We start from the raw sequence: 11,731 nt of genomic DNA, 5'->3' as shown, positions 1-11,731 counted from the left end.
GTAAAAAGTTTAAGGTTCACAAATCGACTTTGGTCACACTTTATCGTTTGGATTAAGGGCTTCTGTCAACCGTTGTTGCAACGCTTTACGCATTTCTTCATCCAGCGCCTGACGCTCACTGTTGGCGAGAATAAACAAATCCTCGACCCGTTCACCGATGGTGCTGATGCGCGCGCCGTGCAGCGAGACGCCGAGATCGGCAAACACTTCGCCCACTCGCGCCAGCAGGCCGGGCTGATCAAGGGCCACCAGCTCGAGGTAGCTGCGGCGATCGGTATGGGTTGGCAGAAAATTGACTTCGGTATCGACGCTGAAGTGCTTCAGCCTGGCCGACGGACGACGGGTTCGCGGCGGCACCCAGTCTGACTGGGTAATCGCCTGCTCCAGCGCCTGAATAATCATCGGATGGCGATCCGGTGCCAGCGGGCTGCCGTCGGGCTCCAGCACGATAAACGTATCCATCGCCATGCCGTCGCGGCTGGTAAAGATTTGCGCATCGTGCACGCTGAGATTACGGCGATCCAGTTCGCCCGCCACTGCGGCAAACAGGTGCGGCCGATCCGGACTCCAGATAAAGATTTCAGTGCCGCCGCGCGTGGCCTGCGGGCTGACCAGCACCAGCGGTTTTGTCAGATCGTGGCCCATCAGATGGCGGGCATGCCAGGCGATCTGATTCGGCGTATGCCGCAGGAAATAATCGGCGCGGCAGCGGTTCCAGATCTGATGCAGCCGCTCTTCATCAATATTGTCCATCCGCAATAGCGCCAGCGCCTGCAGACGATGGTGACGCACCCGCTCACGCAGGTCCGGGCTGTTCTCCATGCCGCGTCGCAGCTGTTTCTCGGTGGCGAAAAACAGTTCTCGCAACAGGCTCTGCTTCCAGCTGTTCCACAGGCTTTCGTTGGTGGCGCAGATATCCGCCACGGTGAGGCAGACCAGATAGCGCAGGCGATTTTCATTCTGCATCACCTCGGCGAACTGCTGGATCACCGTCGGGTCCTGAATATCGCGGCGCTGCGCGGTGACCGACATCAGCAGATGATGGCGCACCAGCCAGGCAACCAGCTGCGTTTCACGCGAGTTCAGGCCGTGCATTTCAGCGAAGTCGAGTGCGTCCTGTGCGCCGAGAATCGAGTGATCGCCGCCGCGCCCTTTGGCGATATCGTGCAGCAGCGCGGCCATCAGCAACAGCTCCTGCTGCGGCAGGCGCGGCCAGAGTTCAACGCACAGCGGATGCTGCGAGCGGGTGGCTTCGCTGGCGAAGCTTTCCAGCTTCTGCAATACGCGAATGGTGTGCTCATCAACGGTGTAGGCGTGGAACAGATCAAACTGCATCTGGCCGACAATATGGCCCCACAGCGGGGTGTAAGCCCACAGCACGCTGTGACGGTGCATCGGCACCAGCGCCCGGCTGACGGCGCCAGGATGACGCAGAATAGACATAAAGGTGCGGCGCGCTTCCGGAATCTGACACAGCGGCTGTTTCAGATGGCGGCGCGCATGGCGCAGATGGCGCAGGGTGGTGGAGTAGATGCCTTTGATGCTGTCGTTACGCACCATGACGTAGAACATGCGCAGAATTGCCTGCGGCTCACGCTCAAACAACGTTTCATCGCGCAGGTCAATCAGGTCGCCGCGTAGCTGAAAGTCATCGTCGATCGGGCAGGGTTTTTCGCTGGTGGACAACGCCAGAATCGCTTCATCGAACAGCTGCAGCAGCATCTGGTTCAGCTCGCCAATCCGGCGCGTCACCCGGTAAAAGTCTTTCATCATCCGCTCGACCGGCTCGTTGCCTTCGCCCTGATAATTAAGACGTTGCGCCACGCTGAGCTGGCGATCAAACAGCAGACGGTTGTCGTAGCGGGGCAGCGAAAGATGCAATGCGAAACGGATCCGCCAGAGAAATTCCTGACACTCATTCAGCTCGCTGCGCTCCACTTCAGTGAGGAAACCGAAGCCGACCATCTCATCCAGGGTGGTGGCGCCAAAGTGGCGGCGCGCCACCCATTGCAGGGTATGAATATCGCGCAGGCCGCCGGGGCTGCTTTTGATGTCTGGCTCAAGGTTGTAGCTGGTGCCGTGATAGCGCTTATGACGCTCCTGCTGCTCTTCAATTTTGGCGGCGAAAAAGCACGATGAAGGCCAGAAGCCGTCGCTGAAGACGTTTTTTTGCAGTTCAAGGAACAGCGCCACGTCACCGGTCAGCATCCGCGATTCAATCAGATTGGTGGCTACCGTCAGATCCGATAAGCCCTCCAGCAGACACTCCTCCAGCGTGCGCACGCTGTGGCCAACCTCCAGCTTCAGGTCCCACATCAGGGTCAGCAGTTCGCTGGTGCGCTGTGCAGCCTGTTCATCCAGCGGCTGACGGCTGAGGATCAGCACGTCTATGTCTGAGAGCGGATGCAGCTCGGCACGGCCATAGCCGCCAACGGCCACCAGCGCGATGGCGCTCATCTGATCAAAGCCGAAAAAGCGCCACAGACGACGCAGCAGGCGATCGATAAACAGCGTGCGGGCATCAATCAGCGGCTCGACGGCTTCACCGGCGTCGAAAGCGGCAGACAGATGGTGCTGAAACTGCTCCAGCCGCTGTTTCAGAATGTCGCGGGTGAGCTGATCGTCATCCCATTCGGCCGGGGAATCGATCAGACCGTTTTGTACCTCTTCCGACAGGCTCACGCTCATGCAGCTCTTCTCTTCTTCAGCCAAAAAAAAACCGGCTTAGCGCCGGCTTGATTCTGTAGTGGGGGAATTACCCTTCAGCAACCAGCACCGCAGGCAGGGTGTCATCTTTGCGCAGGGTTAAGATCTCACAGCCGTTTTCCGTCACCACAATAGTATGCTCATACTGCGCGGACAAGCTGCGATCTTTGGTTTTTACCGTCCAGCCATCTTTCATGGTGCGGATGCGGTAATCGCCCGCATTCACCATCGGTTCCACGGTAAATGTCATGCCCGCCTGCAGCACCACGCCGCCATCGTCGGCATCATAATGCAGCACCTGTGGCTCTTCATGGAAGCCCTTGCCGATGCCGTGGCCGCAATACTCACGTACCACCGAGAAGTCATTCGCTTCGACATATTTCTGAATCGCCCGGCCCAGCTCACGCAGACGGATACCGGGCTTGATCAGACGCAATGAGAGATAGAGGCTCTCCTGAGTGACGCGGCACAGACGTTCGCCCTGGATGGTCGGCTTGCCGACGATAAACATCTTAGAGGTATCGCCGTGATAGCTATCTTTAATTACGGTGACATCAATATTGATGATGTCGCCGTCTTTTAGCTGGCGGTCATCGCTGGGAATACCGTGACAAACGACTTCATTGACCGAAATGCAGACCGATTTCGGAAAGCCGTGATAGCCCAGACAGGCAGAAATCGCCTGCTGATGCTGCGTGATGTAGTCATGGCAGATGCGATCCAATTCACCGGTAGTCACGCCCGGCTGAACGTGTGGCTCGATCATCTCCAGCACCTCGGCAGCCAGACGGCCAGCGACGCGCATTTTTTCGATTTCTTCAGGGGTTTTAATTGAAATTGCCATTAAATTAATCCGCATTTGTCGAAATTTTCGACAATAATGAACTCTGTGCTGTCATGTTAGCAGTCAGCAAATGGGCTGCCAAATAGAGAACACGCTGGCCGCGGTCAGCGATCATTTATTGGCGTCACTGGGCTGATTGTGGTATAAAGCGCGCCGACGATTCTCTGTATGGCCGTTTCGGTCAGCAGGAAACGCATAACTCTCATTATGTGTAATAAAACACACATGTATCGACACATACGCCGGGGTGCCTTGAAAAAGGTCGGTCGTATGGGATACATGGAGGCCCAACCCCAATCAAACTTTAGAGGTTATCATGGCAACTGTTTCCATGCGCGACATGCTCCAGGCTGGTGTTCACTTCGGTCACCAGACCCGTTACTGGAACCCAAAAATGAAGCCATTCATCTTTGGTGCCCGTAACAAGGTTCACATCATCAACCTGGAAAAAACTGTCCCTATGTTCAACGAAGCTCTGGCTGAACTGAACAAGATCGCTTCCCGTAAAGGTAAGATCCTGATCGTAGGTACTAAGCGCGCTGCTGCTGAAGCGGTAAAAGAGTCTGCACTGAGCTGCGACCAGTTCTTCGTAAACCACCGCTGGTTGGGTGGCATGCTGACTAACTGGAAAACCGTGCGTCAGTCAATCAAGCGTCTGAAAGATCTGGAGACTCAGTCTCAGGATGGTACTTTCGACAAACTGACCAAAAAAGAAGCGCTGATGCGTGCGCGTGAGCTGGCCAAGCTGGAAAACAGCCTGGGCGGTATCAAAGATATGGGCGGTCTGCCAGACGCACTGTTTGTTGTCGATGCTGACCACGAACACATCGCAATCAAAGAAGCAAACAACCTGGGTATCCCGGTATTTGCTATCGTTGATACCAACTCAGATCCAGATGGCGTTGATTTCGTTATCCCAGGTAACGACGATGCGATCCGTGCTGTAAACCTGTACCTGACTGCCGTTGCGACCACCGTTCGCGAAGGCCGCTCTCAGGACCTGGCTGAGCAAGCTGAAGAAGCGTCTTTAGAAAACGCTTAATAAGGTTTGCTCTGCATAAGAGCCCTTAGCATTCAGATGTGATCTGTAAGGGGCCTATACTGGCCCCTTTATTTTATCTAAGTCTGTCACGCCCCCAACCGGACGGCGGGACAGAGTAAATTTTCCGCAAATAAGTGTCTGCTGGTGCAAACGTACACAGGCACGAACCGAGGATTCTGGAATGGCTGACATTACCGCTGCATTGGTAAAAGAACTGCGCGAACGTACTGGCGCGGGCATGATGGACTGCAAAAAAGCGCTGACTGAAGCGAACGGCGACATTGAGCTGGCGATTGAGAACATGCGTAAGTCTGGCGCAATCAAAGCAGCGAAAAAAGCAGGCAACGTTGCTGCTGATGGCGTAATCAAAACCAAAATCGTTGGTGACTACGGTGTGATTCTGGAAGTGAACTGCCAGACTGACTTCGTCGCAAAAGATGGTGGTTTCCAGGCATTCGCAGACAAAGTTCTGGATGCAGCTGCAGCGGATCGCATCACTGACGTTGAAGTACTGAAAGCGCAGTTCGAAGAAGAGCGCGTTGCGCTGGTTGCTAAAATCGGTGAGAACATCAACATCCGTCGCGTTGCTATCCTGGAAGGCGCAGAGCTGGGCAGCTACCTGCATGGCGCACGTATCGGCGTTCTGGTTTCAACCACCGGCGCAAGCGAAGATCTGATCAAACAGATCGCGATGCACGTTGCGGCGAGCAAGCCTGAATTCGTTAAGCCAGAAGACGTGTCTGCAGACGTGGTAGAGAAAGAGTACCAGGTTCAGCTGGACATCGCGATGCAGTCTGGCAAGCCGAAAGAAATTGCCGAGAAGATGGTTGAAGGCCGTATGAAGAAATTCACCGGTGAAGTCTCTCTGACCGGTCAGGCTTTCGTTATCGACCCAAGCAAAACCGTTGGCCAGGCGCTGAAAGAGCAGGGCGCTGACGTCATCAATTTCATCCGCTTCGAAGTGGGTGAAGGCATCGAGAAAGTTGAGTCTGACTTTGCTGCAGAAGTTGCAGCCATGTCCAAACAGTCTTAATGCTCTGAAAGAACCGCCAGAAGGCGGTTCTTTTTTGTCTGTGAACCGCAACAGACACGTTTTCAGTTTCATCCCAATAGCAATTTCATTGCGGTAAGCGGATGATCGATCAGATTTTACTTCTCCTTATCACCCTATCTTCCAGGAAGAACTGACCATGGCGACCAACGCAAAACCTGTTTATCAACGTATCCTGCTAAAACTGAGCGGCGAAGCACTGCAAGGCGCTGAAGGTTTTGGTATCGACGCGAGTGTGCTTGACCGTATGGCACAAGAGGTAAAAGAACTGGTTGAATTGGGCATCCAGGTTGGCGTTGTGATTGGCGGGGGGAACCTGTTCCGTGGCGCAGGCCTGGCGCAGGCGGGAATGAACCGCGTAGTGGGCGACCACATGGGGATGCTGGCAACCGTGATGAACGGTCTGGCAATGCGTGACGCACTGCACCGCGCCTATGTGAACGCGCGCCTGATGTCGGCGATTCCACTGAATGGCGTCTGTGACAACTACAGCTGGGCGGAAGCGATTAGCCTGCTGCGCAATAACCGCGTGGTGATTTTCTCCGCCGGTACCGGTAACCCGTTCTTCACCACTGACTCTGCTGCCTGTCTGCGCGGCATTGAGATTGAAGCCGACGTGGTACTGAAAGCGACCAAGGTTGATGGCGTCTATTCTGCCGATCCGGTGAAAACCCCGGACGCGACGCTGTATGAACAACTGACCTACGCCGAAGTGCTGGATCAGGAGCTGAAAGTGATGGATCTCGCGGCCTTTACCCTGGCGCGTGACCACAAACTGCCGATCCGCGTGTTCAACATGAATAAGCCTGGCGCACTGCGTCGTGTAGTCATGGGTGAAAAAGAAGGCACCCTGATTACGCATTAATACCCGAGGCGAGATAAAATAAGGTATATTCTGTCAGCGCGATGATAACGCATCGCGCACCAGTCAGGATTATCGATGATTATCGATCCCGCTTCCGGTTATGCCGGAACTGGCCAGGTCAAACCGAATCCAAGGGTTTCAACGTGATTAACGACATCAAAAAAGATGCTGATACGCGCATGGATAAATGCGTCGAAGCATTCAAAACCACCATCAGCAAAGTGCGCACCGGTCGTGCTTCACCTTCGCTGCTCGACGGCATCGTCGTCGAATATTACGGCACGCCAACGCCACTGCGTCAGCTTGCTTCCGTTACCGTGGAAGATTCACGCACGCTGAAAATCAACGTGTTTGATCGCTCACTCGGTCCGGCAGTCGAAAAGGCGATCATGACGTCCGATCTGGGTCTGAACCCAAGTTCAGCCGGTACGGATATTCGTGTTCCGCTGCCTGCGCTGACGGAAGAGCGTCGTAAAGATCTGATCAAAATCGTGCGCGGCGAAGCCGAGCAGGGCCGCGTGTCGGTACGTAACGTCCGTCGCGATGCCAACGATAAAATCAAAGCGCTGCTGAAAGATAAAGAGATCAGCGAAGACGACGAGCGTCGTGCGCAGGATGAAATTCAGAAAATGACCGATGCACACATCAAGAAAGTTGATGCTGCACTGTCAGAAAAAGAGACGGAGCTGATGGATTTCTAATCCCATCACTGCCGGAAAAAACGCCGTACAGAGAGGTATTCGTATGAATGCGACATCTGGCGGCGTTTTACATTGTGTCTGCGGGCACGTCTGTTGACTTCACATGGATAGCATCATGAAGCGATTAACTCTGCTGGGCTCAACCGGGTCAATCGGCACCAGTACCCTGGCGGTGGTTCGCGCCAACCCCGAGCTTTATCAGGTCACCGCGCTGGTTGCCGGCCACAACGTGGCGCTGATGGCCGAACAGTGTGCCACTTTCCAGCCGCGCTATGCCGCAATGGCCGATGATGCGTCCGCCGCCGCCCTGCGTGAGCGACTGAGAGCACTCAAGGTAAACACTGAAGTGCTCTCCGGCGTTCAGGCAGCCTGCGAGCTGGCGGCGCTGGATGAGGTTGATCAGGTGATGGCGGCGATAGTCGGCGCGTCAGGTTTGCTGCCGACGCTGGCGGCGATCCGCGCTGGCAAAATCGTGCTGCTGGCGAATAAAGAATCGCTTGTCACCTGCGGCCGTTTGTTTATGGAGGCGGTGCGTCATCATAATGCCCGTTTACTGCCGGTCGACAGTGAGCATAACGCCATTTTTCAGAGTTTACCGGCTACCATCCAGCATCAGTTAGGTTACGCTGACCTGCGGGATAATGGCATCGAGTCGATTATCCTTACGGGATCAGGTGGTCCTTTTCGTGACACAGATTTAGCGGATCTCAGCGCCATGTCGCCGGATCAGGCCTGTGCACATCCGAACTGGTCAATGGGACGAAAAATCTCCGTTGATTCGGCCACCATGATGAATAAAGGTCTTGAGTACATTGAAGCCCGTTGGCTGTTTAATGCCAGCGCAGCGCAGATGGAAGTGATACTGCACCCACAATCGGTGATTCACTCCATGGTGCGATACTGCGATGGCAGCGTGCTGGCTCAATTGGGTTCTCCTGATATGCGTACGCCGATTGCCCACAGCATGGCCTGGCCGGCGCGTATTCACGCTGGCGTAACGCCGCTGGATTTCACCCGCATGTCGGCGCTGACGTTTGCAGAACCCGATTTTGGTCGCTATCCCTGTCTGAAGCTGGCGATTGATGCTTGCGAAGCAGGGCAGGCGGCGACCACCACGCTCAATGCTGCCAACGAGGTTGCCGTTGCGGCTTTCCTGAATCACCAGATTCGCTTTACCGACATCGCCGCGCTGAACAGCGCTGTGCTGGCGGCGCAGGCGTGTCCGGAACCGGATTCGGTGGACGCTGTCCTCGAAATCGATCGCACTGCACGCACGCTGGCGACAGAAATGTTGTCGCGCTTCACGTCGTGAAGCCGATCATTATGAGGCCATTTGTTCGCTTCAGGTGAAAATGGTATAGTCGCTGGCTCGCGTTTCACGGTCTGTCACCGGATTCGGTGTAGCCTGGCACAACGTGTCGGGATTTAGATCGGGCGCAATGTATTCAGAAACCACAGCATTTCTGATGAAAGGAATAGAGTACGCGTTATGTCGTCTAACAATCACAACAACACTGATGACCAGCAGGGAACCGGTCCGCGCCACGTCGCTATCATCATGGACGGCAATGGTCGCTGGGCCAAAAATCAGGGAAAACTGCGTATTTCCGGCCATAAAGCGGGCGTGAAATCGGTACGCCGCGCTGTCAGCTTTGCCGTCAGTAACAAACTTGAGGCCCTGACGCTGTACGCCTTCAGTAGCGAAAACTGGAGCCGTCCGGCACAGGAAGTGACCGCATTAATGGAGCTGTTTGTCTGGGCACTCGACAGTGAAGTGAAGAGCCTGCACAAGCACAATGTCCGTTTACGCATCATTGGCGATACCAGCCGCTTCAGTCCGCGTATTCAGGAGCGGATTCGCCGTTCTGAGGCGTTGACTGAAAATAATGATGGCCTGACGCTCAACATCGCTGCTAATTATGGCGGCCGTTGGGATATTATCGAAGGCGTGAAAAAACTGGCAGAACAGGTGCAGGAAGGTTTACTGCGTCCTGACCAGATTACCGAAGAGAGCCTGACGTCGCAGCTCTGCATGCAGGAGCTGGCGCCAGTGGATTTAGTGATAAGGACCGGGGGAGAGCATCGGATTAGCAACTTCCTGCTGTGGCAAATTGCCTATGCTGAATTCTATTTTACCGATGTGCTCTGGCCGGATTTCGATGAACACGTTTTTGAAGGTGCACTGAATGCATTCTCTCTGCGGGAGCGTCGTTTTGGCGGCGCTGCACCAGGCGGCGCCTGAGCAATCTGGGGGTAACCTTTGCTGAAGTCTCGTCTGATTACCGCGTTGATATTAATTCCGCTGGTAATTGCTGCTCTGTTCTGGTTACCGCCGGTTGGTTTTGCAATTACAACTATCGTCATCTGCATGCTGGCTGCCTGGGAATGGGGGCAACTGGCCGGCATGGCGTCCCGTCAACAACGCATCTGGCTGGCTGTGCTCTGTGGGCTGCTGCTGGCGCTGATGTTGTTCACTCTGCCACCCTATCAACATGATGTGCATCTGCCGCAGGTCGCGACATCGCTTTGGGCGTCGCTGGTGTGGTGGGTCGTTGCGCTGCTGTTGGTGCTCTCTTATCCGGCGTCAGCCTCGTTCTGGCGCCATTCGCGTCCGCTACGATTACTGTTTGGCGTGTTAACGCTGGTGCCCTTCTTCTGGGGCATGATGGCGCTGCGTCAGTATCATTACGACACCGATCATTTCGCCGGTGCCTGGTGGTTACTGTTCGTGATGTTGCTGGTGTGGGGTGCGGATTCCGGTGCGTATATGTTTGGCAAAATGTTTGGCAAGCACAAGCTGGCACCGCGCGTTTCACCGGGCAAAACCTGGGAAGGTTTCCTCGGCGGTCTGGTCTCGTCGGCGCTGATTGCGCTGCTGTTCGCCTCGCTGGCCCCGCTGACGGTGTCAGCAGGCACGCTGGTAATCTGCGCCATTATCGCCACTCTGGCCTCGGTGCTGGGCGACCTGACCGAGAGCATGTTCAAACGTGAAGCGGGCATTAAAGACAGCGGTCATCTGATTCCCGGTCACGGCGGCATTCTGGATCGCATCGATAGTCTGACTGCGGCGGTGCCGGTGTTTGCCTGTTTATTGCTGCTGGTGTTCCGCACCCTTTAAGGACAGGCAACGATGTTGAGTATTCTCTGGAGTTTTGTCGCCTTTATCGTCGCGCTGGGCGTGTTGATTACCGTACATGAGTTCGGCCACTTCTGGGTCGCTCGTCGCTGCGGCGTCAAAGTCGAGCGCTTCTCCATCGGTTTCGGTAAGTCACTCTGGCAACGCCGCGACCGTCACGGTACCGAATTTGTTATCGCGCTGATCCCGCTCGGCGGCTACGTCAAAATGCTCGACGAACGTGTCGAGAGCGTGCCAGCCGAGTTGCGTCATCAGGCGTTCAACAACAAAGCTATCTGGCAGCGCGCCGCGATTATTGCGGCCGGTCCTGTCGCCAACTTCCTCTTCGCCATCTTTGCTTACTGGGTTGTGTTTATTCACGGCGTACCTGGCGTACGTCCGGTGATTGGCGAAATTTTAAACGGTTCGGTGGCTGCGGAAGCGCAAATTACACCCGGCATGGAACTTAAGGCTGTCGATGGTATCGAAACGCCTGACTGGGATGCTGTGCGTATGGCGCTGGTCGGCAAAATCGGCGACAGCAATGCCACCTTAACCGTGGCGCGTTTCGGCGAAGATGCCACGCAACAGAAGCAGCTGGATTTGCGTCACTGGCAGTTTGAACCTGATAAGCAGGATCCGGTGGTGGCATTGGGAATTCGTCCGCGCGGTCCGCAGATAGAAACCACGCTGGCCGAAGTTCAGGCGAATTCGCCAGCCAGTGAAGCCGGTTTGCAAGCAGGCGACAGGATCGTTAAAGTCGATGGTCAGTCATTATCGCAGTGGCAGGCTTTTGTCGCCCAGGTCCGGGATAACCCGGGCAAAAGCATGGCGCTTGAGGTGGATCGTGGCGGTGACTCAATCGCGCTGACGATGACGCCGGAAGCGAAACCTGGCAATAAAGCGGAAGGATTTGCGGGGGTTATCCCACGAATTGTTCCTCTGCCAGAAGAGTATAAAACGGTAAGACAGTATGGCGCGTTTGCGGCTATCGGCGAGGCCAGTGTAAAAACCTGGCAACTGATGAAGCTCACCGTCTCTATGCTGGGCAAGTTAATAACCGGTGACGTAAAGCTGAACAACCTGAGCGGGCCAATTTCGATTGCGCAGGGTGCAGGATTGTCAGCAGAGTATGGATTGATTTACTACCTGATGTTTCTGGCGTTGATTAGCGTCAACCTGGGCATCATCAATCTGTTCCCTCTGCCGGTTTTAGATGGTGGGCACTTGCTCTTCCTGGCGATCGAAAAGATCAAGGGTGGACCGGTGTCCGAGCGAGTTCAGGACTTTAGTTATCGCATCGGTTCGATTTTACTGGTGCTGTTAATGGGGCTTGCACTTTTCAATGATTTCTCACGTCTGTAATCGCGGGAACGCGAACATTCGAGGGATGTGTTAGGAAAACGC

Annotated in this window: 10 protein-coding genes; 8 read left to right on the top strand and 2 right to left on the bottom strand. The window is 55.1% G+C overall.

Annotation, left to right across the window (positions count from 1 at the left end):
* Positions 1-33: 33 nt before the first annotated feature.
* Both glnD and map read right to left on the bottom strand, forming a co-directional pair.
* On the bottom strand, positions 34-2,688 hold the full coding sequence (glnD, locus tag ACLIBF_RS17250) for a bifunctional uridylyltransferase/uridylyl-removing protein GlnD (protein WP_046289206.1): 2,655 nt from the start codon (positions 2,686-2,688) through the stop codon (positions 34-36).
* A gap of 67 nt (positions 2,689-2,755) precedes the next feature.
* Positions 2,756-3,550, bottom strand: coding sequence for a type I methionyl aminopeptidase (gene map, locus ACLIBF_RS17245; RefSeq protein WP_031375275.1), 795 nt, complete (start codon positions 3,548-3,550; stop codon positions 2,756-2,758).
* A gap of 316 nt (positions 3,551-3,866) precedes the next feature.
* Here map and rpsB point away from each other — a divergent pair, with 316 nt between their 5' ends.
* The 8 genes from rpsB (at position 3,867) to rseP (ending at position 11,689) form a co-directional block, all read left to right on the top strand.
* Entirely contained in the window at positions 3,867-4,592 is a 726-nt protein-coding gene (gene rpsB, locus ACLIBF_RS17240) for a 30S ribosomal protein S2 (RefSeq protein ID WP_031375276.1), read from the top strand.
* A gap of 181 nt (positions 4,593-4,773) precedes the next feature.
* The gene (tsf, locus tag ACLIBF_RS17235) at positions 4,774-5,625 is read left to right on the top strand and encodes a translation elongation factor Ts (RefSeq protein WP_031375277.1); all 852 of its coding nucleotides are present in this window, start codon (positions 4,774-4,776) and stop codon (positions 5,623-5,625) included.
* 157 nt (positions 5,626-5,782) lie between these two features.
* On the top strand, positions 5,783-6,508 hold the full coding sequence (gene pyrH, locus ACLIBF_RS17230) for a UMP kinase (RefSeq protein ID WP_031375278.1): 726 nt from the start codon (positions 5,783-5,785) through the stop codon (positions 6,506-6,508).
* 143 nt (positions 6,509-6,651) lie between these two features.
* On the top strand, positions 6,652-7,209 hold the full coding sequence (gene frr, locus ACLIBF_RS17225) for a ribosome recycling factor (RefSeq protein WP_031375279.1): 558 nt from the start codon (positions 6,652-6,654) through the stop codon (positions 7,207-7,209).
* A 115-nt stretch (positions 7,210-7,324) separates the two neighbouring features.
* On the top strand, positions 7,325-8,521 hold the full coding sequence (ispC, locus tag ACLIBF_RS17220; protein ID WP_031375280.1) for a 1-deoxy-D-xylulose-5-phosphate reductoisomerase: 1,197 nt from the start codon (positions 7,325-7,327) through the stop codon (positions 8,519-8,521).
* Between the two features lie 177 nt (positions 8,522-8,698).
* Positions 8,699-9,451: a (2E,6E)-farnesyl-diphosphate-specific ditrans,polycis-undecaprenyl-diphosphate synthase gene (gene ispU / locus ACLIBF_RS17215; protein ID WP_031375281.1), complete on the top strand. Its 753-nt coding sequence runs from the start codon at positions 8,699-8,701 to the stop codon at positions 9,449-9,451.
* Positions 9,452-9,469: 18 nt separating this feature from the next.
* Positions 9,470-10,327 (top strand): phosphatidate cytidylyltransferase, encoded by an 858-nt coding sequence (gene cdsA / locus ACLIBF_RS17210; RefSeq protein WP_031375282.1) that lies wholly within the window; start codon positions 9,470-9,472, stop codon positions 10,325-10,327.
* 12 nt (positions 10,328-10,339) lie between these two features.
* Complete coding sequence (gene rseP, locus ACLIBF_RS17205) at positions 10,340-11,689, top strand: sigma E protease regulator RseP (protein WP_279810051.1); 1,350 nt, start codon at positions 10,340-10,342, stop codon at positions 11,687-11,689.
* Positions 11,690-11,731: the final 42 nt, after the last annotated feature.

The organism is Pantoea sp. PGP6 (genome assembly GCF_053474785.1).
Note: the sequence above shows the minus strand (reverse complement) of the source record. Positions and strands in the feature narration are given on the sequence as shown.